Below are 25,089 nucleotides of genomic sequence, written 5' to 3'. Positions count from 1 at the left end.
CCCAGGCATCGACGATCATGCTGTGCCCGTAGGTGGTCCGACCATTGTCATGCCGGCCACCCTGCGCCGCCGCGACAACATAACAACTATTTTCTATGGCCCGCGCGCGCACCAGGATCTGCCAGTGTGCCTCGCCTGTCGGGACAGTGAATGCCGCCGGCAGAGCTACGACCTCGGCACCCGCGGTCAAAAGCGCGCGGAACAGTTCGGGGAAACGCAGGTCGTAGCAGATCGCAAGCCCCAGACGGCCAAACGGGGTATCCAGGACCACAGGGACCTCGCCCGCCTCGAAGGCCTCGGACTCAGCGTAGCGCTCGCCCGGACCCAGATCCACGTCGAAAAGATGGATTTTATCATAACGGGCAACGCGTTCTCCCTGATCGTTGAACACGAGGCACGCTGATCGCACCTTGGCCGGATCACGCCCGCGCACAGGGATGGTGCCGGCCACGACCCACATGGAAAGCTCTCGACAGCTTCGCGCGATCGCCTCTTGGATGGGGCCGCCGCCATCGGCCTCGGCGTGACGCAATCGCTGTTCCTGGGAGTCTGCCATCAAGGCAAAGTTCTCGGGCAGTACCGCGAGACGGGCGCCCCGTGCGCGCGCCTCTTGCAGGGCAGCGCAGGCCACCGCGACATTCGCCGCGACGTCGCCCCCCGAGCACACCTGCACGGCCGCAAACACCGCGCTCAGTCCTTGTCCGGTTTCTTCTGTACGCTTGGCTTGCTCCATGGTCCCTTTATGTAGTAGGTGAGACGCGCCCCCTGACTGATCTCGTGGGCAAATATTTTTTGCATCAACAACACCACGGCGCCTGCTATGGGTCCCCCGATCAGCCCCGTGGCGAGCGTGACATTGTTCTGGATGTGAGGATTCACCCCAAGCTTCAGGTCGAAGGTCTTGGCCACGAGGTTGGTCTGGCCCGACACGACAACATTAGCGGACGCGCCTTCAATATGTATCCCCCGGGTCGTGGCCACGCCCCCTTGAGCAATGAGTTTGCCATCGATACGGTCGAAGGCAAAACCCCGTCCAAAAATACTACTGAAATCCAGCGTCAAGTAGCGCGCAATGGAATCCACGTTGAAGATGCCAAGCAACTTGCCCGCGCCTTGGCGCACCTGGACAAAGCGCCCGTGCCGCGCCACGAAGCGGATATCCCCCTCGAGCGTGTTCAAAGAAAACGCCGCGGGACCGCCGGGCCAATTCAAGGTGCCGTGCGCGATCATGCGACCGCCCGCGACCTGGTGGGCCAAGCCCCACGCCGACAGCGTATCGCCCAGATTCTGGCTTTTGAAGACCAGCGTGAAGAGTGACTCCGGGAGGCCACCGTGCATCGTCCATTGGCCATGGCCCATGACGCTCGCGTGCGGCCGCACAAGCCAGATGCGCTGGACCTGAAAACCGTAGGGGTAGGGCCGGCCGTCGATTGCGAGACGTCCTATGTAGTGGCCGTCGACGTTAAGGCTACCGGTCGTGAAATGAATGACCGGCAGCTGGCGCGGGTCGCTCGGCGCACGAGACGTCTTGGCTGCCGGGGCGGCCTTAGCCGGGGCGGCGGAGGGCACGACCAGGTGATTCAGATTCATGATCACGACCGGACGCGGGGATCGGCGCCAATCCACAGTCCCCGCGACATCGGGGCCCTCGAGGACGCCGGACCAGATTGTGCCCGTATGTTGGAAGCGGGCGTGGATGGTGCCGAAGGTGCGCCTCGCCCACTCGAGCGATCCGACATAGGCTGAGAGCGAGTGGAGCGTGAACAGCGCCCGGGTCGACGCCTTATGCAGATGGGTCTGCATAAGCGTGCGGACGAACGCAAGCCACGGGCTTACGGCCAGATAGCCCGTGCGCACACCCACCGCGAGCCCTGGTCGAAGGGTGTGCGGGGGCAGGGCCGCCCCCACACCGACCCAAAGCCCCCCCGCGCCCACGCGCGGCTGTGCATAAGACAAAGCCAGATGCTGCGGCAGAACGCCGCGCGCGAACACGCCCTGCGGGCCGCTCGCAAGATCGAGGTGCGCCTCGGCAGCAACCCCCATGGCCTTGCCGGCGGGATAAGGCAGGTGCACCGCGACCTTATCCAGATCGGCGGAGACCACAGCATGCCAGGTCTTTTTCGCGCGTATCAGGTGCAGGTGCCAGGCCATGGCGCCGTGGACGTAGCGATGCGCGGCGCCGACCAAGGCCTTCAGATGCGCGGCATCGACGGCACCGGTCGCCCGTCCGACCAACCCCCCTTGGGGGCGCGGCTTCAGTGCAAGCGTAAAGGGTGCCCCCAAGAGCCGGCCGGCAAGCTGTGCACGGTCTGGGCCTGCATCGTCGAAGGCGGCATTGCCCGTGAGACCCCGCCAGTGCAGGACCTTGGTCCCTAGCGGGTAGCTCAGCCGCGCATCCTGAAGTTGTACGTGGCCGTTCAACGTAAGCGGCCCGTTACGCCGCGAAAACGGGATGTGCAGGGCAAGCGTCAGATGGGTAGCCCCCGCGCCCGAGATCGTCTGCGGCAGCACAGATCGAAGTCCGTGGCGGACATGAGGCAAAACCAGACGCAGCAGGTCATGGAGGTCGGCTTGCGCCCGCACATGCACAGTCGCAGTGCCACCCGGTGTCCCGAGTGGGCCTGCGCGCACGGCCAGGGCCGGGACTTGCACGCCACCGATCGCCCCCGAGCCGCGCACCGCAAGCAGCGCGTTGTGTTCCGTCACCGTCACTGCCAGATCGCGTGCAGCAGACCAGCGAGGCAGAAAGCGATAACGGCCGTGCGTGATATGCAGCGTGACCTGAAACAGACCTCCGCCCCGCCGAAATGGGAAGGCGTCGAGCGGCCCTTTCAGGATCACCTGCCCTTCGGTGACCATGCCTTTGCGGACCGTGCGCGTAAGCCAGCGACGCAGATGGCCGGGAAGCTTATGAGGATAGAGACCCTTGAGCGCCGATAGGTCCACGCCGCGCAGACCGGCATCCAGGAGCAGGATCGGGCTTGCCCCCGGACGGCGCACACCGCTTGCCACCGCGTCCACCACCCCGGCGTTCGACGCCAAATGGAAGACCGGGAGCGACCATAACACGGTGCCTGGGGCGCTTTTTTGCCAGGAGAGCTGCGCGCTCAAGGCCCGGACATGCAGCGGCCCCGGCACGCGTGCCGGCCCCCGCACAAGACCGTGCAGACCGCTCAAGACGACGCGCCCGGCGTCGGTGCTCACCGAGAAGGTACCCGCGGCATGCGCGAAATAGGGGCCTGATAAGTGCTGCCCGAGCCCGAGATGGGAAAAGCGGCCGCGCGCGCGGTAGCGCCAATGCGACCCCAGACGCAGCTGCAAATGAAAGCGCCGCAGGGAGCCCACGGGCTTCAAGGCGAGCGGTCGCGCGAGCGCAGGACTGGCCGAGCGCAGGCGTGCGCCCACATAGGTGACTTGCGCCAGACGCACACGATCGGCGGCCACGCGCCAGAGCTGTCCGCGGTGCGCCACGAAAACCGTGTGTGCGTGCGATTGCGTTCCGGCCAAGTCCGAGACAAGATTGGCGGCGTAGAATCGAAAGCCGCGCCGACCGATCTTCAGGCTGAAACGGCCCGCCAGTCCGTCGATCGCGAGGGACTTGGTGAACCGATTGGCAGGCACGAAGACCCGGGCGAGGGACAACTTGCCGCCCACGAAACTTGGGCGACCCCGACGCCAATCGGTCCAGACCCGCCCGTTCGCGATACCGGTCAAGACACGCAGGCGCCGCCTACCGGCCAGCGCTGCTGCAGCATGGAGATCAAGGGCAGTGGCACGCAGCCCCAGGGTGCCATAAAAGTGTCTCAGCGAGAAATCCTGACCCGAGAACTGGACCGTGAAGCCGCATCGCGCGCAGATCCCGGGGACCGTGGCCCGCGCCGTCAGGGTGCGGTCTTTTATGCCATTCGCCCAGCTCGCGTCGAGACGCTGGAGCGAGACCATGCGCGTCACTGACTCGGCGATCACGATATGCGCGGCCGTGATCCTAAGGCTATGCATCTTCGCGAGAAAGCCGCGCCAGTCGAACGGCGCCCCCCCGCGATGCGGGAGCCCCACGACGTGGAGACCCTCGGGCGTCTTGCGGAGATTCAAGCGGGCGCCGGTTACACCCATGAAGGCCGGCCATAGGCGCCCGCGTGACAAGGCAAGCCACGACAAGTCGATACGCACCGATCGGAGGACCACAGCCGGGCCTGCACGGCCGGCAATAGTGGTATCCCATAGAACCAAGCCTGGGCGCCAGCCCACGCGTGCCGCCACCCCGCCGATATGCACCCGGGCCCCTAGGGCGCGCGTGAGAGCAGCCTCGAGCGCTGGCCTCTGGGTTTGCAGGACCGGCGTAAGCCAGAAAGGGCTCGTACCCAAGGCGAGCGCCACGAGTCCTGCAAGCACGGCGGCTGATGCAAGAATAGCGCGTGCGCCGCGGCTGCGCTTACGCCAAAACCTTCGCGCTCGCCCCGCCAGCCCTACCATGAAGTCATCGACTCAAGCTCCCCAGGGATTCCCCCGAATACCGCGCCTCTTCAGGTCAGAACGACCTCGTATTCTTCCTGATTGTAGAGCGGCTCGACCTGGAGATGAATGGGCTTTCCGATGAACTCCTGCAATCGGGCGAGACTCTGAGCCTGATCGTCCAGGAGTCGGTCCACGACCACCTGGGAGGCCACGACTAGGTATTCGTCCGTCCCGAACTGCCGCGCCTCGCGCAAAATCTCTCGAAAGATCTCATAGGTCACGGTCTCGGGGGTCTTCAAGACACCGCGTCCCTTGCAGGCCGGGCAGGTCTCGCAAAGGAGACGCTCGAGACTCTCGCGCGTCCGTTTCCGCGTGATCTCGACGAGGCCCAAGGTCGACATGTCGGCAATGGAGGCCTTGGTGCGGTCGCGCGCCAAGGCGCGTTCGAGGGCGCGCAACACTTGGCGCTTGTGGTCAGGATCGGCCATGTCGATAAAATCCACGATGATCATGCCGCCCAAGTTACGCAACCGCAGCTGGCGGGCGATGGCATGCGCCGCCTCGAGATTGGTCTTGAAAATGGTCTCGGCGAGGGTCCGGTGACCCACGTAGGTGCCGGTGTTGACGTCGACTGTGGTCATGGCCTCGGTCTGGTCGATGACAAGATAGCCCCCCGATTTCAAGGCGACACGCCGATCCAAGGCGCGCTTGATCTCATCCTCCACGGAGTAGAGGTCGAAGATCGGCCGCTCCCCGGGATAATACTCGACCCGCGGCGCCACCTCGGGCACAAACTCCAGCGCGAAGTCCTGGGCCCGGCCGAACATCTCGCGTGAATCGATGCGCACCTTCTCGACATTGTCACGCACGAGGTCGCGCATGGCCCGCAGGACCAGGGAAAGATCCTCGTGCACGAGGCCCTGCAGCCCCGGCGCCGCGATGCGTTCAGACAGACGCCCCCAGAGCCTGCGCAGATACTGGATATCGCGTTTGAGCTCGTCCTCACTCACCTGTTCGGCCATCGTCCGCAAAATAAAGCCGCCGGGCTCGTCGCCCATGGCCTGGCGAACGGCCGCGCGCAGCCGTTCGCGCTCCTCCTCGTTATCGATCTTTTGCGAGATGCCGATGTGGTCGCTCATCGGCATATAGACGACATAACGGGCCGGAAGGCTGACCTGGGTCGTGAGCCGCGCCCCCTTGGTCCCGATCGGATCCTTCAGCACCTGGACTACGATGTCCTGGCCCTCGACGAGGCCGGCCTGCGCGCCGCCCACCCCCGCCTTCATCTCGGCGGTCTGCAAGAACGCGGCGCGCTCGAGGCCGATATCGACAAACGCCGCCTGCATGCCAGGGAGGAAGCGGGACACGCGGCCCTTGTAGATATTGCCAACCAAGCCTCGGTGGCTCGCCCGCTCGATATGGACCTCTTGCAGTACACCGTTCTCCACGACCGCGACCCGCGTCTCCTGGGGTGTCACGTTGATCAGGATCTCCTCGCTCAAAGGACCCCCTCGGCCTGCAACAACTGTCCACATTCATACAAAGGCAGACCGACGACCCCGGAATAGCTCCCGCAAAGCCGTGAGACGAAAAGCGCAGCACGCCCCTGGATGGCATAAGCCCCGGCCTTACCGATCGGTTCACCGGTCGCGCAATAGGCATCGATCTCGGCATCGGTGAGCGCCTTGAAGACCACCTCGGTGCGCGTCACCGCCTCGCGGCGATCGCGCCCCAGGAGACACACCGCGGTATACACAGCGTGCGTGCCTCCCGAGAGCCTGCGCAGGGCGGCACGGGCGGCCGCCACGCAGTCGGGCTTGCGCACGATGTCATCCCCTTGCACGACGATGGTATCGGCCCCCAGGACCGGCGCGAACACAAGCCCCCGGCGATCGCGCTCCCGCGCCCCTTCGGCCGCCTTCTCATGGGCCATGCGCTGTACATAGTCCCAAGGCAACTCCGCGACGCGCACCGCCTCGTCGATCTCGGAGGAAAGCGTCGTGAAGGCGACCGCGACCTGCTGGAGGAGCTCGCGCCGGCGCGCCGAGCCCGACGCCAAATAAATCAAGTAGACCCCCTGTGATAAGGCTGACCGGTCAAGCTACTGTAGGCGCGGTACAGCTGTTCGGCCAGAATCACCCGCACCAAGGCGTGAGGAAAAACGAGCGGCGACAGCGACCAGCGATCGGAGGCGGCCTCCAGGCACTCATCGGCAAGCCCCTCGGCGCCCCCAACCAAAAAGGCCACGGGGCGGCCGGAGGCGAACCAAGTCCCGAGGTCGCGGGCCAAGACCTCACTTGAGCGCATGCGTCCCTGGACATCGAGCGCCACGAGCAAGGCGGCGCTCGGCGCAGCCGCAAGGAGTCGGCGGCCCTCTTCGCGCTTGAGTCTCTCGAGGTCCCCGGCACGCGTCCACCGGGCCTGTGGGATTTCGGTCAGCTCCAGGCGGTAGGGGCCGGGCAGGCGGCGCGCGTAATCCGCGAACCCGGCCTGCACCCACGCCGGAACCCGCGTACCGACCGCGAGTAGCCGCAGGGCCACGATTCAGCCCCGGGGACTCAACTTCCGCCGGACGTCCTCTTTACCCCCGAACTCTTCGGACCAGAGTTTTTCCAAGGCATAGAAGGCCCGCGTCTTCGGGTGCATGACGTGCGTTATCACCTCCCCACAGTCGACGAGCACCCACTCTCCCGTGGTGAGCCCCTCGACGCCCTGCGGCTTGTAGCCGGCGGCGCGCAACCGATCATCGACCTTGCGGCCGATCGATGTCACATGGCGCGTCGACGTCCCGCTCGCGACGATCATGGTGTCGGCGATATCCGTCAACGCCCGCACGTCCAAGACCACGATATCGTCGGCCTTGGCCTCCTCCAGCGCCTCTCGCACCAATTCAGCTTTCGTCATTCCGCGAAGGTCTCCGATACAATCCATGCGTTTCAATATAATCCGGGACCCCGTCCGGCAACCACGAGGCCGGGGTCGTCCCATCCGCCAACCCTTCTCTAAGGGCGGTCGCAGACTCCGGGCGGGCACTCGCCGTGAACAGGAAAGCGCGCCCGGAACCTGCCGTCAACAAGGCCTCGGCACTCCCCACGAGGCGCGGCCGGACCCATTCCGGGAGGGTGCCATCGAGACCAGGGCGACTCACTATGATCACATGGGCCAGTCCCAATATTCGCCGCCAGCGATGCCAGGCGGGCAGGCTCACGAAGGCGTCCATCCCCAAGATCAAGGCAAGCGGCTGCGCGTGACGGGCGCGCAGGACGGCGAGCGTATCGACCATATAGGAAGGGCCCTCGCGCTCATACTCGGTCTCATCGATCACAAACCTCTGATCGGAGGCAAGCGCAAGCCTCAGCATCGCAAGCCTGTCGCGGGCGCAGGCGCTGGGCGCGGGCCTATGCGGGGGCCGGGCGGCGGGAACAAAGACGATCCGCGACAAGGGCAAGGCCCGCATGAGCGCATCGGCGACTGCGACGTGACCGCAGTGCACGGGATCGAAGGTCCCGCCAAAGACCCCCACGAGCCTCGCGCTATCCGCGGATATGCCCGTCACCCCAAACCACGAACTTCTGGGACGTTAGACCCTCGAGCCCCACCGGACCGCGCGCATGGAACTTGTCGGTGCTGATACCGATCTCGGCGCCCAGGCCGTACTCGAAACCATCGGCAAAGCGCGTCGAGGCGTTCACCATCACAGAGCTCGAATCGACCTCGCGCAGGAAGCGCTGGGCACGCGTCCAATTCTCAGTGACGATCGCATCGGTATGATGGGAACCGTAGTGCGCGATATGGGCTATGGCCTCGTCGAGTCCCGCAACGACCCGTATCGCGAGGATGGGCGCGAGATACTCCGCCTCCCAGTCCTGCTCGGTCGCAGCCAGCGCCCAGGGAATGCGATCGCGGGTCTTGGGACAGCCGCGCAGCTCGACCCCATGCTCCTTGTAAGCGCGCGCAAGCGGCGGCAGGAGCGCGTCGGCGCGACTCTCGGCGACCAGCAGGGTCTCCATGGTATTGCACACGCCGTAACGCTGCGTTTTGGCGTTCACCGCCACCGCCTGCGCCTTGGCAGCATCCGCATCGTCATCCAGGTAGACATGACAGACCCCATGCAAGTGTTTCAAGACCGGCATGCGGGCCTCAGTCGCGACGAGCTCCACGAGCCCCTTGCCGCCACGCGGGACCAGGAGGTCGACGAATCGATTCATATGCAAAAGCTCGGTCACAGCAGCCCGATCCGCGGTCTCCACGAGCCCCACGGCCCCGGATGGCAGGCCAGCGGCGGCCAGGCCTTCCTGTAGGCACCGGCCGATGGCGGTATTGGAGTGCAAGGCCTCCGAACCCCCGCGCAGAATGACGGCATTACCGGATTTGAGACAAAGCCCGGCGGCGTCGGCGGTCACGTTCGGTCGCGACTCGTAGACGATGCCGATCACGCCGAGCGGCACGCGCATGCGTCCGACCTGGATACCAGACGGACGCGCCGCAAGCCCCGTGATCTCGCCTATGGGGTCGGGAAGCGCCGCAATCTCGCGCAGACCCCGCGCCATCTGCGCGACGCGTTCGGCGGTCAATACCAGGCGATCGATAAGGGCGTCGTCGAGTCCGGCGGCGCGCGCCCCCGCCACGTCCTTGCTGTTCGCATCCTGAATCTCGGCATCCCGCGCCAGCAAAAGGTCGGCGGTCGCCGCCAGGGCCGCATTCTTGGCGCCGGTTGCGGCACGCGCCATAGCCGGCGCCGCCTCGCGCGCCACGCGTCCCAAGCCCTCCATGTAAACTGCTATATCCGTCATTCTCTCGCCCCGCCCTCGCCCGGCATCCCCGCAAGCCCCATAGCCACGCGCTCTATCATAACCCAGGCGTCGCCCACAGCCCGCCCCTTGTTTATCCGGTCGAGTTCCGCGCAATGGAGAAGCAGGCGGCGCAGACGGCCGGCCGATAGACGCCGCGCCGCTGCCAAGAGCAGCGCCTGGCGGGCAGGCCAGACCCGCTCGCGCCGAAAGAGGTCGGCAAGCGGTGCCTTTTTGGCCTGGTAGAACGCGATCCGGCTCAAGAGACGCAGCTCCCGCGCCAACGCCCATGACACCAGTATCGGGTCTCGCGCCTCGGTGCGCAAGCGATCCGTATAGCGGTGGGTAGCCGCCAAATCGCCCTTCAGGGCCACGTCGGTCACGGCAAACACGTCAAAGCGTGCCTCGTCACCCAGGATTGCCTCCAAGGCCTCGGCATTGGGGTGAGGCTCAGTCTGCAGACGCGTGATGGCGTCGACCGCCGCGCCCATATTGCCTTCCGTGCAGTAGCTAATACGCCGGGCGAGCTCCTCGTCGACGATACCCACCTCTCGCAGCCGGCCGCGCACCCAGCCGAACAGACGTTCGCCGGACAGAGTCGTCGCGACCACGACGTGCCCCGCGGCGGCCACCGCCTCGACCCAAGCGGCCTTTTGGGCGGCGCGATCGAGCGCGCCTACGACCACGACCAACACCTCGCCCGGCGCGATCAAGGGGAGACAGGGCGGCAGCTCGCGGCCGAGGGTCTCGCGGCTTTCGCGGGCGCGCAGCTCGTAGAGACTGCGCGCGGCAAACAGCGAGGGCGAGGACAAGGCCTCTCGAAACCGGACCCAGGAAAACCCGCTCTCCAGGAAAAACCGCTGGTGCTCGCCGATGCCGGCCGCTGCGGCCGCGGCGGCGATGCGCGCCACGGCCTCCTCCACCAAAAACGGTTCATCCCCGCAGACCAGGTACACGGGTCGCAGGTCGCCCAACCGCGCCGGGAGCTCCTCAGGCTTTAGGTGCATGACCTTGAGCCTTGGGCTTTGCAGCCGGCGCGACAGCGGTCGCTGGCCGCTTGTAGGCGGCGAGCCCCCAGACGATCTGGCGGGCGGCGGCGCGGCGCATGCGACGCTTCAAATACGCCTCCTCACGGGCCATCGCCAACACGTAACGTGGGTCGAAGCTGTACTCGCGCTGAACGCGCACGGTGCGCGACGCGACGAGGATGCGCCCGTGCGGTCCGACGACACTGTAGGTCACCGCATAATCCAGCAGGTAAGCGCTCGCCCCGCCATTGCTGTTGATGGTCACGATCATGGGAGTCAGGGTCTCACCTGCGAGCACGAGCGTGGGCGCCTTGCGATGATCAACGACCTGGACGCCCCGATCCGCAAGGGCGCGGCGCATGACGAGCACGAGCCCCGGGTACTTGAGCCCGCTCGAGGGCATGCGCACCCGCAGCGTCATCAAGGAAGGCGGCAGGGAGAACTCGCGGGCGGTGCGCAAGTGAAAACCGCAGCCCGCGAGGAGGGCCCCCAGCAACGCGGCGGTCAAGCGCTTCATGAAAATCTCCGTTTTAGAGGTCGACTAGGTCGCGACGATATTGACGAGGCGGCCCGGCACGACAACGACCTTGGCCACCGCTTTTCCGTCCAAGTGCTTGCGTACCATCTCGTCGGCCAAGGCCTGCGCCTCGATCGTAGCCCGATCGCAATCGGCGTCGACCATGATCTCGCTGCGGCGCTTACCGTTGACCTGCACAACCAAGCGCACGGTCGTACGCTTCAAGGCCTCGGCGTCCACCACGGGCCACGGGGCATCGACGATGGGCGCGGGCCCAAGCTTCAGATCCTGCCAGAGCCTGTGGGTGATATGGGGGACGATGGGCGCAAGGAGGCGCAGCAAGAGGCTTAAGCCCTCTCGCAAGAGGCGCGAGCCCGCATCGGACACGGGCTCGTCCAGGAGCTTTTGCAGCATATTGGCGAGACTCATGCAGGCCGCCACCACGGTATTGAAGTGGTAGCGTTCATAGTCGCGCAAGGCCTGGTCGAGCAGGGCCTGCATATCGGCGCGCACGGCCTTATGGGCCTCGTCATAGCCCACGCCTGTCGCCACAGGTCGGGCCGCGATGGCATGGGCGAGCGTCCAGAGCTTTTTCAGAAAGCGGTGGGCACCGGCGACGGCGTCGTCGCTCCACTCCAGGGACTGCTCCGGGGGGGCGGCGAACATGATGAAAAGCCGCGCCGTGTCGGCACCATATCGATCGATCAAGGCCTGCGGATCGACCGTATTGCCCTTGGACTTGGACATCTTGGTCCCGTCCTTCAGCACCATGCCCTGCGTCAAAAGCCGCGTGAAGGGCTCATCATGGCGGACCAAGCCCTCGTCGCGCATGAGCCGATTAAAAAAGCGGGCATAGAGCAGATGGAGGATCGCATGCTCGATCCCGCCGATGTACTGGTCGACCGGCAGCCAGTGCTCGACGCGCGCATCAAGCATCTGCCCCGCATTGTCGAAAGAGCAATAGCGGGCGTAATACCACGACGACTCCATGAAGGTGTCGAAGGTGTCGGTCTCGCGACGCGCGGCGCGACCACATTGGGGGCAGGGGACATTCAGGAAATCCGCCCGCGCCCCGAGCGCCGATCCCCCTTTGCTGATGACCACGTCCTCCGGCAAGACCACCGGCAGGTCCTGGTCGGGCACGGCGACCACGCCGCAGGCCTCGCAATGGATCATCGGGATGGGTGTGCCCCAATACCGCTGGCGCGACACGCCCCAGTCGCGCAGCCGCCACTGGACGCGGGCGGCACCCGCGCCGATGTGCGCCAAGGCCGCCACGACGCGCCCGCGCGCCTCATCCGAGGTGAGCCCCGTGAAGGGGCCCGAATCGACCAGCCGGCCCGCGCCCGTGTATGCCGCGTCGCGCACGAGGTCCTGCGCCCGGCCCTCATAACCTTCCGGCACCACTACCGGGACGATCGGCAGCTCGTAACGGGTCGCGAACGCAAAATCGCGCTCGTCGTGCGCCGGGACCGCCATGACCGCGCCTTCCCCATAGCCCATGAGCACGAAATTGGCGACATAGACCGGCAATCGGCGACCGGTGAGCGGATGGGTCGCATAGAAGCCCGTGTCGACGCCGCGCTTCTCCATGGTCTCAAGGACCGCCTCGGCAGTCTGCGCCACCCGGCACTCGTCACGAAAGTGCGCCACCGCGGGACGAGTCGCGCCCGCCAGGATCGCGAGCGGGTGCTCGGAGGCCACCGCCAGATAGGTCGCTCCCATCAGGGTATCGGGTCGGGTCGTGAAGACCGTCAGCGGCCCGTAACCCTCCACAAGGAAACGGATCTCCGCGCCTTCGGAGCGGCCGATCCAGTTGCGCTGCATGGTCGCCACCCGCTCCGGCCAGCCCGGCAAGGTCTCGAGCCCCGCAAGGAGTTCGTCAGCAAAGGCCGTGATCCGTAAGAACCATTGCGGGATCTCGCGGCGCTCGACCTCGGTGTCGCAACGCCAACAGCGCCCCTCCACGACCTGCTCATTGGCGAGCACCGTTTGATCCTTGGGACACCAATTGACGGGCGCCGTGGCGCGATAAGCGAGCCCTTTGCGATAGAGACGCGTGAACAACCACTGCTCCCAGCGGTAATACTCAGGACGGCAGGTCGTGATCTCGCGCCGCCAATCGTAACCGAGACCGAGCCGCTTCAGCTGGTCGCGCATGGCGGCGATGTTGTCGTAGGTCCACTGTGCCGGCGGCACGCCATGGCGCTCCGCAGCACCTTCCGCAGGCAGGCCGAAGGCGTCCCAGCCCATGGGCTGCAAGACATTCATGCCCTGCATGCGCCGCCAGCGGCTGATCACATCCCCCAGGGTGTAGTTGCGCACATGCCCCATATGCAGGCGCCCCGAGGGGTAGGGAAACATCGACAGACAATAGAACTTGGGGCGCGAGGCGTCTTCGGTCACCTCAAAACTGCGTGCCTCGACCCAATAGGCCTGGGCCTCGCGCTCTACATCGATCGGCGAATAACGTTCATCCATCGGACCTGGGGCTCGCTTCTTGCAATGGCGGTGGCCTATTATCCATAGAAACCGTCGGCGCGTCTCTGGGGTTACCCCAAACCCCGCACGACTTAAAGCCCCACACCTTAGCGGCCGTACTAGGCCGTGAACGCGCGCACAAAACCCTGGAGATTAACCTTGACCCCCGAAACGCAAACCGAGACGCCACATCGCCGTGCGCCCCCAAAGGGGCCCTCAACCCTGGCGGCTCGCCCTCATCTCGTCGCAATAGTGCTGCAAAGCGTTTGGCAACTCCGGCGGACATTCTCCGCACACCGTATTGCCGGGAACCGCATAATCGATGAACTTAGGGGGCGGCAGCCTAAGCTCACGCATGATGGCCAGGAACTCCTCCAGGGTCCGGCCGCCGCCTAGGCGTGGGTTCCGGCGACGCTCCTGCGCGATCGAAGAGACGCGCCGATCCTGGTAATCGTGGCCAGGATAGACAAGAAAGTCGTCGGGCAATGTGAAAAGCCGCTCGTGGACGCTCTCGTATAGGGCCCGCGCGCTGCCGCCCTGGAAATCCGTGCGCCCACAGCCGTCAATCAAGAGGGCGTCCCCGCTAAACACCCGATCATTCACGACATAAGCCATGTGCGCGGGTGTGTGCCCCGGGGTGTGCTGGGGTTCAAGCACGATCGCACCCACCGTAAGCGGTCGGCGGTCCTCGATGTGGACATCCGCGCAGCCGAGCCCCTCGAGGGCGGGCACGGCGATGCGGCTGCCGGTCTCGCGCTTCAAGCGCTGGGCGGCAGTGATGTGATCGGCGTGGATGTGTGTCTCGATAGTGTAGGCAAGCGCCAGTCCCAGCCCCCGCAAAACCCCGAGATCACGCTCCCAGGCTGGTAACACCGGATCGATGAGCACGGCCTGCTTCGTCTCCTCGCATCCAAGGAGATAGGTATAGGTACTGGAAAGCGGCTCGATCAGCTGGCGAAAGATCATCGTACACCTCGATAGAGAACCCCCTCATCCCTTTCTGGAGACGGGACACCGAGGATGCAAGCGGCCTCTCCTGGAATAGGTGCACCCAAGCGATCGGACTAGGCCGCGCCACCACGCCAAACCTCGCTCATCATGGGGACTGCGGTCTCATCCGGCGTCGCCGCGTGCCAGCGGCGATAAGGATCAGCGCGCACATGGCCAAGACCGGCGCGCGGCCATAGCGATCATAGGGCGTAAGTCCGGTATAGGGCTCGGCCACCACGGTCAGCACGCCTTTGCGGAAGGCCGCCAAGCGGGCACGGATGCGCCCGGTGTGGCCCAGGAACGCGGTGATGCCGTCGTTGGTCGCGATCAACATCTCCCGTCCCGCCTCGGCAGCCCGCAATTGCGCGATCTCAAACTGCTGAGGGGCCTCGTTGGAATGCCCATACCAGGCATCGTCGCTCACATTGACGAGCAAAGTCGCGCTTGGCAGCCCCTGAGTGACCAAAGCGCCGTAGGCGACCTCGTAACAGACTGAAACGCCGATGCGTGCGTGTGCTGCCCGTAGGGGCCCTTCCACGCCGTGCCACGCCGTGAAGCTCGACATGGGGATGTGGAGGACATCGAGGATGGGGTTCAGGAGCGTAGGCCACGGGAGGTACTCGCCAAAGGGGACCAGATGGCGCTTCCGGTAAAAGCCGTCGTGACGGCCGATGCTCATCACCGCGTTATAGACGGGCCCATTGGGCGCATCGGCATTGCCCTCGATGATGCCGAACAGGAAATGCCTATGGCCGACCTGCGCCAAGCGCTTCAGAGTGGGGATAAAATGGCGGCGCAGCTGATGCGAAAACCCCGGGATCGCCGTCTCCGGCCAGATGACGAGTCGCCCGTCGCTCTGGCGCGTCAAACCGAGATAGCGGGCGATGACGGCGTGGCGGGCCCGCGGGTTCCACTTGGCGTAGGGGGAGACGTCGCCTTGAATCAGCGACACCGTCATCGGGCGTCCAGTGCGATGGACGAAGGAGAGCGTCGCAAACGCGGGCGTCGCCGCCGCAATGAGCGCGAGCCACCAGAAGCCGCGCCGCCGTCCTCGCAAGGCCTCCACCGCGAGCGCGCCGAACACCGTCACAAGAAACGAGAGGCCGAGTACGCCCACGAGCGGCGCGAGCCCCATAAGCGGCGGGAGGCTCGCCGCGTAGCCCACATCGAGCCATGGAAAGCCTGTCAGGAACACGCCGCGCACCCATTCGCCCACGACCCAAAGCGCGGCGAAGAGCCAGGGGTCGAGTCCATCGCCGGCGCGCAGGCGAACAAAGGCCGCGCACACGAAACCCACATAGACCGCAAGGATGGCCACGAACAAGACCCACGCAAGGGCGGCGAGCGGTGCCGGCATGCCGCCGAAACGCGTCAGCGTGAGATAGACCCAGGGGACGCCGAAGGCAAACAAGCCCGCCCCGAACCAAAACCCACGCGCGAAGGCCTGGCGCACCGACGCCGCACCCACGAGTAGGTAAAGACCCGCGAGGCCGAGCGGCGCGACCCACACCTGTCGATAGGGGGCAAAAGCGAGATCGAGGAACGCGCCCGCCACGAACGCCGCGATCCAAGCGGCGACGCCTGCGAACCGCCTAGCCGACCACTTGATTTTCTTCGGCAATCGGAACGACTTTCAGAAGATGGACCCTGCGCGAATCGGCACGTAGCACCTCGAACCGCAAGCCCCCGACCTCGAGGCGCTCCCCGCGTTTGGGCACGCGCCCGAGCGTGGTCATAACTAGGCCGCCGATCGTATCGACTTCCTCGTCATCGTAGTTGGTACCGAAATATTCATTGAATTCCTGGATAGGCGTAAGGGCCTTGGCCACAAACTCATGCTCGGCCCTTTGCATGATCATGACATCGTCGGCGTCCAGATCATGTTCGTCTTCGATCTCGCCTACGATCTGCTCCAAGACATCTTCGATCGTGACGAGGCCCGCCACGCCACCGTACTCGTCGACTACGATCGCCATGTGGTTGCGACTGGAACGGAAGTCCCGCAGCAGGACGTCGAGACGCTTGCTCTCCGGTACGAATACCGCCGGCCGTAGCAAATCGTAGACATTGAATGTGGAACGCTGCTCGCCGTCAAAATACCGCAGCAGATCTTTCGCAAGCAGGATGCCGACCACCTTGTCCTTATCGCCATCGACGACCGGGAAGCGCGAGTGGCCAGTCTCGATCACCCGCGGCAGATAACGCTCCGGCGGGTCGGCCCGATCGATCACGTCCATCTGCGCGCGCGGCACCATGATGTCGCGGACGCGCATCTCGGCGACCTGAAACACGCCCTCTATCATGTCGAGCGCGTCGCTTCCTATGAGCCCGCGATCATGCGCGTCCCGCAAGGTCTCGCGCAACGCGTCGCGATCCTCCGGCGCGCCCCACAAAACATGTCCAAGCCGATCAAGAAAAGATCGTCCCGGTCCGTGTCCGTTATCTTCCTGAGCCATGACTCAACGATAAGGGTCCGCGAACCCCAAACCCTCCAATATCCGTGTTTCCCGTGCTTCCATAACGCGTGCGTCCTGGTCCGTCTCGTGGTCGAATCCCTGGAGGTGCAGTATACCGTGAATGAGCAGATGCGCCCAATGGGCATCTTCCGGGCGGCAGGCCTCTGCGGCCTGCGCCTTGACAAGCGGCGCGCAGATCACAATATCGCCCAAAAACTGCGTCTTGCTGACTTGCACGTCCCCATAAGGGAAGGACAACACGTTCGTGGGTCCCGCCCGCCCCCGAAAACGCCCGTTCAATTCCGCGGACTCCGCCTCGGTCACGACCCTAAGACCAAGCCGGACGCTCCCCTCGACATCGGCCAACGCCGCCTTACACCAGCGCACCAATGGCGCCCGCGACGGGATGCGACAGCCTTCGCAAGCGAGGCCGAGATCAAGATGTAGGCGCTGCACGCCTACACGGACCGCTCGTACATCTCGTAGGCCTCGACAATGCGCTGAACCAACGGATGGCGCACGACGTCGGCACTCGCAAAGTGCGTAAACGCTATCCCTTCCACGCCTTTGAGGATTTGCAAGACTTGGCGAAGACCGGACTGCTCCGGACGCGGGAGGTCGATCTGGGTCACATCGCCGGTGACCACAGCGGTGGACCCGAAACCAAGGCGCGTTAGGAACATCTTCATCTGCTCGATAGTCGTGTTTTGCGCCTCGTCGAGGATGATGAAGGACTCGTTCAAGGTCCGCCCCCGCATGAACGCAAGGGGCGCCACCTCGATCACGCTCCTTTCGAGAAGCTTCGCGACCCGCTCGGGTCCCAGCATGTCGTGGAGCGCATCGTAGAGCGGTCGCAAGTAGGGATCCACCTTCTGCTCGAGGTCGCCGGGCAGAAAACCCAGGCGTTCGCCGGCCTCCACCGCCGGCCGCACGAGGACCACGCGCTGCGCGCGCCCGGTCTCCAAGGCATCCACGGCGCAGGCCACCGCCAGGAAGGTTTTTCCGGTGCCGGCGGGCCCCACCCCGAAGGTGACGTCGTGCGTCAAAATATTCCGGATATACGCGCGCTGTGCGTCGGTGCGTCCGTAGACGCGCTGCTTGGGCATGCGCAACTCGGTTGGTGGCTCGTGATCGTCGCGCGTCCTCGACACTTCTTTCAACGTCATATTAACCCCCGAAGGTGTGATGGCCTGGGATTGTCCGGTAAAAGCGTAAAGGGCAGTGATCAGACGTTGGGCGTGGCGGGCTTGATCATGGTGGCCTGTAATGCGGAATTGGTTGCCGCGGTTCGCAATCTCCACCCCGAGACTGCCCTCGATCTGGCGGAGATGCTCGTCGAGTTGACCGCAGAGGCGTGACAGCCGTTCGCTGTCGGGGGGTTGCACCGTAAACTGTATCGCCTGCGACTTCGTGCTCAAGGAATGGCGGCCTCCCTTGGTTTCAGTATAGCCGATTCTGCAATGCCCTCGACCGAAAGCAGCCGGCCACGCATGGAATTGGGCCTGGTCTCCGTGATTTCGACGGTCGCGAAGCATCCGACCAAGTCCCCGGCGCCGCCTGGGAAATTCACGACACGGTTATTCTCGGTCCGCCCCGAAAGATCGCCCCGCCCGCGCGGTGCGGGCCTGTCGATCAAAATGCGTTCCGCGCGCCCGACCATACGCAGGCTTATGGCGGCGGCATGTTCGAGATTCAAGGCCTGGACCCGCGCCAGCCGTTCCGCCTTCACCTCGGGCGGCACGTCATCTACGAGTAAGGCCGCCGGCGTGCCAGGCCGCGGGCTGTAGGCGAAACTATAGGATAGATCGAACCTCATTTCCTCGATCAACGCCATGGTCGCCTCGAAATCGGCCTCAGTCTCGCCCGGAAAACCCACGATAAGATCAGTCGAGAGACTGATGTCAGGCCGGACCAAACGCAGCCGCGCCACCTTCTCGCGGTACTCGGCGACCCCATACCCCCGCTTCATGCGCGCCAGCACCGCGTCCGAGCCGCTTTGCACAGGGAGGTGGAGGTGGCTTACAAGCTTATCCTCGGTGGCGAAGGCGTCAATCAGGCTATCCCCGAACTCCAATGGGTGCGAGGTCGTGAAGCGGATGCGGCCGATCTCCTCGATCTCCGCAACATAGCTTATGAGCGTGGCGAGATCAGCGATGGTGCCATCGCGTCGCAGCCCCCGGTAGGCGTTGACGTTTTGGCCGAGCAAGGTGACCTCCCGAACCCCTTGCTCGGCGAGCCTCGCGATCTCCGCCAAGACATCATCGAACGGTCGACTGAATTCCTGCCCGCGGGTGTAGGGTACGACACAAAAACTGCAATACTTGCTGCACCCCTCCATGATCGACACGAAGGCCCGCGGGCCCTCCGCGCGCGGCTCCGGAAGATGGTCGAACTTCTCCATCTCCACAAACGCGATGTCGACCCGCGGACGCCGCGCACGCGCATCAGTCAAAAGCGCGGGCACCCGATGCACAGTCTGGGGACCGAATACAAGATCCACATAGGGGGCGCGCCTGCGGATCTCCTCGCCCTCCTGGCTCGCTACGCAGCCGCCGACCCCGATCACGACACCCGGACGGGCGGCCTTCCATTCGTTCAAGCGGCCGAGATCCGAAAAGAGTTTCTCCTGGGCCTTCTCCCGCACGGAGCAACTGTTCACGAGCAGGACGTCGGCGCGCGCCGGATCATCCACCCGCACCAAGCCGTGGGTCTCGTAGAGCAGATCCGCGAGCCGACTCGAGTCGTACTCGTTCATCTGACAGCCGTACGTCTTGATATAAACAGCGCCCGCCATTCTCTCTCCTCAATGGGATTCACAATACCGGCCTTGTCGTCCAATTTCCAGCCGGGAAGAGCGAGGGGGGTTGGCGTGAGGCCCCGCGGGCGGCGGCCTTCCTCTCAGGCCTCGCGCGAGACCTTAGGTCTTCAGCGTGACGCTGCGCAGCTCGATCGGTGCGCCGCTGCCTGTGTCGAACGTGATGGCGGCCTCCAGACCGGCGCGCGCGACCTGCTCAGCATCCGTGTCCTGATCGTATACCGCGTGCATGGCACCGAGGGCGTACTGCTCCCCAGAACCGAAGGCGTAGAACTTGGTGTACTCAAGCACGGTGCGTTTGGAACAGACGCCGAATATGCCATAGGCATTCGCGACCAACAGGCTCACCTGCATGGATTCGAAGGCCTCGTCGCCGGCCTCCCCGTCGAGCTTCAGAAAATACTGGTCCTTCAAGATGCCGTGCAGCTGCAGGCTCGTCTTGTAGATATCGTTGACGCCCTTGAAGGATCGCCGGCAGGAGGTCTCCTGGAAGATGTTGCGTAGCGCCATGTCCATGGCGGCGTGGCCGGTCACGGCAAGCCAGGTCGCATCCACACTGATGAGCTTGCTCGAGTTCTTCACGAAGGCCGCCGACTCGCGCTGATCGCCATAAGTACCCAAGGTATCGGCGCCGATCACGGCCGTATCGCCCTTTCGAACCACTACTATCGTCGTCATCGCGCCCGCCTTAAGAACTCGCCCCCAGCCGACGAGACCGCGTCCGCGTGGCCTGTCTGCCCCCGCTTTGACCCGGGCCGGCCCGGCCCTTTACTATGCCGCGAGTATACGGTCGCCGAAAGCCCATGAGCAATCCATCGGAACACCCGATCCGCCCGCCCGCAAAGAATTCGAGCGCCGTCGCGCAGGACTTGCTGCGGGCCTGCGTGCACTGCGGCTTTTGCAATGCCACCTGCCCGACCTACCAACTCACGGGCGACGAGCGCGAGGGTCCGCGCGGCCGCCTCTACTTGATGAAGGATCTGCTGGCCGGCGCCTTGGCGGACGCGGATCTCGAACCGCTCGCCCATTGCCTCGGCTGCCGATCCTGCGAGACCACCTGTCCGGCCGGCATTCAGTACAGCGAGATCCTGGACACCGTGCGCGAACGGACCCAAGGGCAGCGGCCGGTGTTGCAAAGGGCCTTGGATCGCGCCGCGGAGATGGTCTTGAGCGCGCGCAAGCCCCTCGCGACTATCTTGCGCGTCGCGCGCGCCCTACGGCCGCTCGCCCCGCCGACCCTGAAACGCCGCATCTTACTGAGCACAAAGGGGCTCGAATGGCCTGCGGCGCGCCATGCGCGGCGCGTGGGACTACTCATAGGCTGCGTACAGCCGGCCTTGCGCCCGGACCTGGACGTCAAAGCGGCCATCGTCCTTGATCACCTGGGCATAAGCGCGCAGCCACTCGGGCCTGCCTGCTGCGGCGCCCTACCCTACCACCTCCAGGCCCACGAGAAGGGGCGTGCGCAAGCGCTCGAGACCCTCTCTCTGGGCATGGCGGGCGACCTGCAGGGCGTGACGAGCACCGCCACGGGATGCACCGCCTTCCTACGGGACTACGGGCGACTCTTCCATGATACGGACGAGGCGGCGCAGGCGCATGCCTTTGCCGCCACGGTGACGGACGTCGCCGCCTGGGTCGATCCCGCGCGCCTGCCGCTGCTCCCGCCGGACCTGCGGCGCGACATCGCCTGGCACGCCCCCTGCAGCCTGCAACACGCCTTGAAAGGGGCCTTGCACGTCGAGGCTATCCTGAAGGCCCTGGGCCACAGGCTGGTCCCGGTCAGCGACGCTGCGCTCTGCTGCGGCTCGGCCGGACCCTATTCCCTACGTCACCCCCGTCTGGCCCGCGCACTCGCCAAACGCAAGTGGCAGGCCTTGACCGGGGCTCACCCCGCGCTCGTGGTGACCGCCAATATCGGCTGCCAACAGCATCTCGCGAGTCACGGGGATCGACCGGTCGTCCACTGGCTGGACCTCGTCTTCGAGGCGCTCACCAATCAGGATAAAGCCGACCGCGATTGAGGATACCGCGCGGATCCATCGCCGCCTTCACGCGTGCCATGAGAGCCATAGTGGCTGGCGGAGGGAGAGCCCACGGGCCCACGCTGCGATCGGCACCGACGAGCCGCATGGCCTGGCCACGCAAGCGCGCGGCGAGTTCGTAGACCACCGTGGCATCTCCCACCACGCGCCAGAACCGCTGCGCCCCGGCCCAATCGATGACCGTGTCCTCCGGGTCCCATGGGCTCTCGGGTGGCACGAGAAGTCGCCAAAGGTCCCCCGGGCGCTCGAAAAACGTCCCCCGGAGGTCGCGCATATCCGTAAAGACGGCCATGTCGCCGGTCTCGCCCCCTATGACCCTGCGAGCCTCCGCCACGCGCGGCGCAAGCCCCGCGAGACGCACATGCAAGACGCCGTCCGCATAGCAGGCACCGGTCAAGGGCAGAGCCGATTCCCACTGCCTCAGGGCGACGCGGGCGGCCGGCCAAGACTGCTCGAGCCGCACGACCTCCTGAGCCTCGGGGCGGCGGGCAGTGCGGAGGCTGACGTCAAGCAGGAGACCCAGGGTGCCGTAGGCGCCGGCCATGAGGCGGGACACGTCGAAGCCCGCGACATTTTTCAGAACCTGACCGCCGAAGCGCACGACCTCGCCGGTCCCGGAGATGAGGCGCACGCCTAGCACGGCGTCGCGCAAGGCGCCGCTATAGGGCCGCCCGGGCCCTGTGAGTCCGACCGCCAAGGCCCCTCCAATCGTGGAGGCGGCGCCGAAGCGGGGCACATCCGCCGTCAAGACCTGGCCCTCCCGTGCCAAAATCTCCTCGAGCGCCGTGATCGGCGTGCCGGCACGCACCGTAACGACGAATTCGGACGGATCATAGGCCACGATGCCCGCGTGGCGTGCCACCGAAAGCGGGGTCCCGATCGGGGCGCGACCAAATGCCCGGCGTGTGCCCCCGGCGACGATCTCCACTGGGGCGGCCTGCTCGTAGGCCTCGCGGACCGCGGAGGCCAAAAGGGCGGTGTCGTCGTTATGCTCCAAGGACATCTCCCGAAGGGCCGGGCTTCGATCGCCATCCATAGGCCGACTCGGCCCGGCGGGGGTGTGGAGTGGAATACGGAAGCGTGGATGCGGGCGACATACTAAAAGCGCTCGAGATGGGGAAACGGTTGATGACCGCCATGCACGTGCATGCCACCCGTCTCCACGCAGCGCGCCGGGGTCGGCACGGCCTTGCCCGGATTTAGCAAATGATGCGGATCGAACGCGGATTTCAGGGCATGGAAGGTGGCGAGTTCGGCGGCTGTGAACTGGACACACATACCATCGAGCTTCTCAACACCGACCCCATGTTCGCCGCTGATCGTGCCACCATGCGCAAGACAGAGTCGCAGGATGTCGGCGCCCAGGGCCTCGACCTGTGCGAGCTGGCCGGGGATCGCGGCATCGTACAGGATAAGGGGGTGGAGATTGCCATCACCGGCATGAAACACATTGGCCACCGGCAGTTCATAGCGGCGCGACAGCGCGCCAATCTCAGTGAGGACCGGCACCAGGGAGCGCCGGGGTATGGTACCGTCCATACAGTAATAGTCGGGCGCAAGCCGGCCCACCGCCGGGAACGCCGACTTGCGGCCCAGCCAGAGACGGCGCCTGTCCTCGTCGCTCACCGCCTGCTCCACCGCGAACGCGCCCTGCGCCGTGAAGATCGCGCGCAACCGCTCCCCCTCCAGGGCGACCGTCAAATCATCCCCATCGACCTCCGCCAAGACCACTGCCGCCGACCCCTCGGGATAAGGGATTCCGGTGTAGTCCTGGGCGGCCGACAATGCCAAGCCGTCCATCAGCTCAAGACCCGCCGGAATGATACCCAAAGCCACGACCTCACTCACACAAGCCGCCGCCGCCTCGAGCGACCGAAAGGCTGCGAGATACGCCACCGTCGAAGGCGGCTTGAGCCAGAGGCGCACCGTGACCTCGACTACCACCCCAAGCAGCCCCTCGGAACCCGTCAAGAGCGCCGCCAGATCCAAAGGCCACTCGCCGGTCGGTCCACCGACCTCATGTAAAGTGCCCTCCGCGTCAAAAAACTTGAGGGCGAGGACATTGTGGGTCGTGAGGCCGTATTTGAGGCAGTGGACGCCGCCGGCGTTCTCGGCCACGTTGCCGCCGATCGTGCACGCGATCTGCGACGACGGATCGGGTGCGTAGAAGAGCCCATGGGGGCGCGCAGCCTCCGAGACCGCCAGATTCCGCACCCCGGGCTCCAGGCGCGCGATACGATTATCGGGGTCGAGGGCCAATATACGGTTCAGTCGTGCGAGACTCAGTACGATCCCCTCCGGATGGGGAAGCGCCCCACCGGAAAGCCCGGTGCCGGCCCCGCGCGCGACCACCGGCACCTGGTATTCGGCGCACAAGGCCAACACCTGCCCGACCTCCGCCGCGGTTCTCGGCAAGGCCACGGCGCGCGGCCGCACCCGGTAGACCGGCAGCCCATCGCATTCGTAGACTGCGACCTCGGTGGGCTTTTGCAAAAGTCCGTCGGCAGGCAAGATACGTCTTAGGCGGCGCATGAAGGCCGCGGGCCAGGGGTGGTGGCTCGGCTCTACGGTCTGGTTCATGCGGGCTATACTGCCGAGCGGAAGCCCAACGGGCAAGCCCGGGATCTATGTGATGACAGACAATACCTTCAGTGTCGAGATAGAGCAGATCGAGAATTTCCGCTTTGACGTGCGCTTTGCGCAAGGCGGCATCATAGGAGACGAGCCGCCACCTACGGGCCAGGGCAGCGGGCCACATCCCGCGGAACTCCTCGCCGCCGCGATCGCCAACTGTCTCATGGCGAGCCTCTTCTTTTGTCTCACCAAGGCCCGGACCGCCGCGGGGGGCCTGAAGGCCCATGCCGAAGGGCGGCTTGCGCGCGATGCGCAAGGAAGACTGCGAGTAGCCGGCATCGAGGTGACGCTCGCGGCGCCTGCAGCGACCCCCCGCTGTCTTACGCTCTTCGAGAACTACTGCGTGGTCACAGAAAGCGTCCGGGCCGGCATCCCGGTGAGCGTCAAAGTCGTAGACGAACACGGCCATATACTGCACGCAACGCCCGCGCTACACGCGCCGGATCCCGATCAACCTCCAAAGTCATACCCGGATTAGTATTCCATCGATCTCGGACTTTCGCTGGTGTCCGCGCAACCCAGGGCTCGCGTACATTACAACGGTCCAGGCGGGTGGACCGCATTGGATACTTCTATATCAATGAAAAAGGGAAGGCGCAGATGCAAATGGGAACGGTGAAGTGGTTCAACGAGGCCAAGGGCTTCGGTTTCATAGCCCCACAGGACGGCAGCCCGGATGTGTTCGTACATTATTCCGCGATCCAAGGCGAGGGGTTTCGGAATCTATCCGAAGGTCAGACGGTCGAGTTCGAAAGCACGCGCAGTCAAAAAGGCATGCAGGCCACACACGTGCGGCCGCTGCGCTAGCTTAAGGGGTCCGGGATCCGCCAGGCCCCAAGACGACAGGCAAAAAAAATAGGGGCCCAAAGGCCCCTATT

23 protein-coding genes are annotated in these 25,089 nt (G+C 65.1%); 3 read left to right on the top strand and 20 right to left on the bottom strand.

Annotation, left to right across the window (positions count from 1 at the left end; genetic code table 11):
- The 18 genes from ACYCTF_RS08190 to ACYCTF_RS08105 form a co-directional block, all read right to left on the bottom strand.
- A partial coding sequence (locus tag ACYCTF_RS08190; protein ID WP_461284776.1) for a carbon-nitrogen hydrolase family protein occupies window positions 1-733 on the bottom strand: 733 nt, incomplete at its 3' end.
- Window positions 691-4,473, bottom strand: coding sequence for a YhdP family phospholipid transporter (locus tag ACYCTF_RS08185; protein ID WP_461284775.1), 3,783 nt, complete (start codon window positions 4,471-4,473; stop codon window positions 691-693). The genes ACYCTF_RS08190 and ACYCTF_RS08185, both read right to left, overlap by 43 nt.
- Window positions 4,474-4,523: 50 nt before the next feature.
- Complete coding sequence (gene rng, locus ACYCTF_RS08180) at window positions 4,524-5,957, bottom strand: ribonuclease G (protein WP_461282604.1); 1,434 nt, start codon at window positions 5,955-5,957, stop codon at window positions 4,524-4,526.
- The gene (locus tag ACYCTF_RS08175) at window positions 5,954-6,523 is read right to left on the bottom strand and encodes a Maf family protein (RefSeq protein WP_461282605.1); all 570 of its coding nucleotides are present in this window, start codon (window positions 6,521-6,523) and stop codon (window positions 5,954-5,956) included. Before ACYCTF_RS08175 ends, rng begins: the two co-directional genes overlap by 4 nt.
- A complete protein-coding gene (gene rlmH, locus ACYCTF_RS08170) occupies window positions 6,520-6,996 on the bottom strand; it encodes a 23S rRNA (pseudouridine(1915)-N(3))-methyltransferase RlmH (protein WP_461282606.1) in 477 nt (158 codons plus the stop codon). Before rlmH ends, ACYCTF_RS08175 begins: the two co-directional genes overlap by 4 nt.
- Window positions 6,997-6,999: 3 nt before the next feature.
- Complete coding sequence (gene rsfS, locus ACYCTF_RS08165; RefSeq protein WP_461282607.1) at window positions 7,000-7,359, bottom strand: ribosome silencing factor; 360 nt, start codon at window positions 7,357-7,359, stop codon at window positions 7,000-7,002.
- Complete coding sequence (gene nadD, locus ACYCTF_RS08160) at window positions 7,346-8,011, bottom strand: nicotinate-nucleotide adenylyltransferase (protein ID WP_461282608.1); 666 nt, start codon at window positions 8,009-8,011, stop codon at window positions 7,346-7,348. Before nadD ends, rsfS begins: the two co-directional genes overlap by 14 nt.
- Entirely contained in the window at window positions 7,989-9,248 is a 1,260-nt protein-coding gene (locus tag ACYCTF_RS08155; RefSeq protein WP_461282609.1) for a glutamate-5-semialdehyde dehydrogenase, read from the bottom strand. The genes nadD and ACYCTF_RS08155 overlap by 23 nt, the downstream gene beginning before the upstream one ends.
- Window positions 9,245-10,252 (bottom strand): DNA polymerase III subunit delta, encoded by a 1,008-nt coding sequence (holA, locus tag ACYCTF_RS08150; protein ID WP_461282610.1) that lies wholly within the window; start codon window positions 10,250-10,252, stop codon window positions 9,245-9,247. Before holA ends, ACYCTF_RS08155 begins: the two co-directional genes overlap by 4 nt.
- Window positions 10,236-10,790 carry an LPS-assembly lipoprotein LptE gene (locus ACYCTF_RS08145; protein ID WP_461282611.1) on the bottom strand — a complete coding sequence of 185 codons (555 nt, stop codon included), beginning with the start codon at window positions 10,788-10,790 and terminating at the stop codon, window positions 10,236-10,238. Before ACYCTF_RS08145 ends, holA begins: the two co-directional genes overlap by 17 nt.
- Window positions 10,791-10,814: 24 nt before the next feature.
- Complete coding sequence (gene leuS / locus ACYCTF_RS08140) at window positions 10,815-13,271, bottom strand: leucine--tRNA ligase (RefSeq protein ID WP_461282612.1); 2,457 nt, start codon at window positions 13,269-13,271, stop codon at window positions 10,815-10,817.
- Window positions 13,272-13,487: 216 nt separating this feature from the next.
- The gene (locus tag ACYCTF_RS08135) at window positions 13,488-14,237 is read right to left on the bottom strand and encodes an MBL fold metallo-hydrolase (RefSeq protein ID WP_461282613.1); all 750 of its coding nucleotides are present in this window, start codon (window positions 14,235-14,237) and stop codon (window positions 13,488-13,490) included.
- A 130-nt stretch (window positions 14,238-14,367) separates the two neighbouring features.
- Complete coding sequence (lnt, locus tag ACYCTF_RS08130; RefSeq protein WP_461282614.1) at window positions 14,368-15,882, bottom strand: apolipoprotein N-acyltransferase; 1,515 nt, start codon at window positions 15,880-15,882, stop codon at window positions 14,368-14,370.
- Window positions 15,854-16,717: an HlyC/CorC family transporter gene (locus ACYCTF_RS08125; protein ID WP_461282615.1), complete on the bottom strand. Its 864-nt coding sequence runs from the start codon at window positions 16,715-16,717 to the stop codon at window positions 15,854-15,856. The genes lnt and ACYCTF_RS08125 overlap by 29 nt, the downstream gene beginning before the upstream one ends.
- Before the next feature lie 3 nt (window positions 16,718-16,720).
- On the bottom strand, window positions 16,721-17,104 hold the full coding sequence (gene ybeY / locus ACYCTF_RS08120; RefSeq protein ID WP_461282616.1) for an rRNA maturation RNase YbeY: 384 nt from the start codon (window positions 17,102-17,104) through the stop codon (window positions 16,721-16,723).
- A gap of 71 nt (window positions 17,105-17,175) precedes the next feature.
- On the bottom strand, window positions 17,176-18,135 hold the full coding sequence (locus ACYCTF_RS08115) for a PhoH family protein (protein WP_461282617.1): 960 nt from the start codon (window positions 18,133-18,135) through the stop codon (window positions 17,176-17,178).
- Window positions 18,132-19,511, bottom strand: coding sequence for a tRNA (N6-isopentenyl adenosine(37)-C2)-methylthiotransferase MiaB (gene miaB, locus ACYCTF_RS08110; RefSeq protein ID WP_461282618.1), 1,380 nt, complete (start codon window positions 19,509-19,511; stop codon window positions 18,132-18,134). Before miaB ends, ACYCTF_RS08115 begins: the two co-directional genes overlap by 4 nt.
- 123 nt (window positions 19,512-19,634) lie before the next feature.
- A complete protein-coding gene (locus tag ACYCTF_RS08105; protein ID WP_461282619.1) occupies window positions 19,635-20,210 on the bottom strand; it encodes a hypothetical protein in 576 nt (191 codons plus the stop codon).
- A 125-nt stretch (window positions 20,211-20,335) separates the two neighbouring features.
- Between ACYCTF_RS08105 and glcF the strand changes: the two genes are divergently transcribed.
- Window positions 20,336-21,556 carry a glycolate oxidase subunit GlcF gene (glcF, locus tag ACYCTF_RS08100; protein ID WP_461282620.1) on the top strand — a complete coding sequence of 407 codons (1,221 nt, stop codon included), beginning with the start codon at window positions 20,336-20,338 and terminating at the stop codon, window positions 21,554-21,556.
- Here glcF and glcE read toward each other — a convergent pair.
- Complete coding sequence (glcE, locus tag ACYCTF_RS08095) at window positions 21,525-22,613, bottom strand: glycolate oxidase subunit GlcE (protein WP_461284774.1); 1,089 nt, start codon at window positions 22,611-22,613, stop codon at window positions 21,525-21,527. The two genes, glcF and glcE, sit on opposite strands and share 32 nt — an antisense overlap.
- A 62-nt stretch (window positions 22,614-22,675) precedes the next feature.
- A complete protein-coding gene (locus tag ACYCTF_RS08090; protein WP_461284773.1) occupies window positions 22,676-24,157 on the bottom strand; it encodes an FAD-linked oxidase C-terminal domain-containing protein in 1,482 nt (493 codons plus the stop codon).
- Here ACYCTF_RS08090 and ACYCTF_RS08085 point away from each other — a divergent pair.
- Window positions 24,156-24,689, top strand: coding sequence for an OsmC family protein (locus tag ACYCTF_RS08085; RefSeq protein WP_461284772.1), 534 nt, complete (start codon window positions 24,156-24,158; stop codon window positions 24,687-24,689). The genes ACYCTF_RS08090 and ACYCTF_RS08085 overlap by 2 nt on opposite strands.
- Before the next feature lie 122 nt (window positions 24,690-24,811).
- Window positions 24,812-25,018, top strand: a complete 207-nt coding sequence (locus ACYCTF_RS08080) for a cold-shock protein (protein WP_461282624.1) — start codon at window positions 24,812-24,814, stop codon at window positions 25,016-25,018.
- Window positions 25,019-25,089 lie beyond the last annotated feature (71 nt).

It is taken from the genome of Acidiferrobacter sp. (genome assembly GCF_054609335.1).
Note: the sequence above shows the minus strand (reverse complement) of the source record. Positions and strands in the feature narration are given on the sequence as shown.

What these genes read in the sequence shown, in the direction of transcription:
- holA (WP_461282610.1), bottom strand. Translation starts at nt 10,252, where the DNA reads ATGCACCTAAAGCCTGAGGAGCTCCCGGCGCGGTTGGGCGACCTGCGA.
- ACYCTF_RS08185 (WP_461284775.1), bottom strand. Translation starts at nt 4,473, where the DNA reads ATGGTAGGGCTGGCGGGGCGAGCGCGAAGGTTTTGGCGTAAGCGCAGC.
- leuS (WP_461282612.1), bottom strand. Translation starts at nt 13,271, where the DNA reads ATGGATGAACGTTATTCGCCGATCGATGTAGAGCGCGAGGCCCAGGCC.
- glcE (WP_461284774.1), bottom strand. Translation starts at nt 22,613, where the DNA reads ATGGATGGCGATCGAAGCCCGGCCCTTCGGGAGATGTCCTTGGAGCAT.
- miaB (WP_461282618.1), bottom strand. Translation starts at nt 19,511, where the DNA reads ATGGCGGGCGCTGTTTATATCAAGACGTACGGCTGTCAGATGAACGAG.
- rsfS (WP_461282607.1), bottom strand. Translation starts at nt 7,359, where the DNA reads ATGACGAAAGCTGAATTGGTGCGAGAGGCGCTGGAGGAGGCCAAGGCC.
- glcF (WP_461282620.1), top strand. Translation starts at nt 20,336, where the DNA reads ATGAGCAATCCATCGGAACACCCGATCCGCCCGCCCGCAAAGAATTCG.
- ACYCTF_RS08105 (WP_461282619.1), bottom strand. Translation starts at nt 20,210, where the DNA reads ATGACGACGATAGTAGTGGTTCGAAAGGGCGATACGGCCGTGATCGGC.
- ACYCTF_RS08155 (WP_461282609.1), bottom strand. Translation starts at nt 9,248, where the DNA reads ATGACGGATATAGCAGTTTACATGGAGGGCTTGGGACGCGTGGCGCGC.
- ACYCTF_RS08145 (WP_461282611.1), bottom strand. Translation starts at nt 10,790, where the DNA reads ATGAAGCGCTTGACCGCCGCGTTGCTGGGGGCCCTCCTCGCGGGCTGC.
- ACYCTF_RS08125 (WP_461282615.1), bottom strand. Translation starts at nt 16,717, where the DNA reads ATGGCTCAGGAAGATAACGGACACGGACCGGGACGATCTTTTCTTGAT.
- ACYCTF_RS08090 (WP_461284773.1), bottom strand. Translation starts at nt 24,157, where the DNA reads ATGAACCAGACCGTAGAGCCGAGCCACCACCCCTGGCCCGCGGCCTTC.
- ACYCTF_RS08135 (WP_461282613.1), bottom strand. Translation starts at nt 14,237, where the DNA reads ATGATCTTTCGCCAGCTGATCGAGCCGCTTTCCAGTACCTATACCTAT.
- ACYCTF_RS08080 (WP_461282624.1), top strand. Translation starts at nt 24,812, where the DNA reads ATGCAAATGGGAACGGTGAAGTGGTTCAACGAGGCCAAGGGCTTCGGT.
- ACYCTF_RS08085 (WP_461284772.1), top strand. Translation starts at nt 24,156, where the DNA reads ATGCGGGCTATACTGCCGAGCGGAAGCCCAACGGGCAAGCCCGGGATC.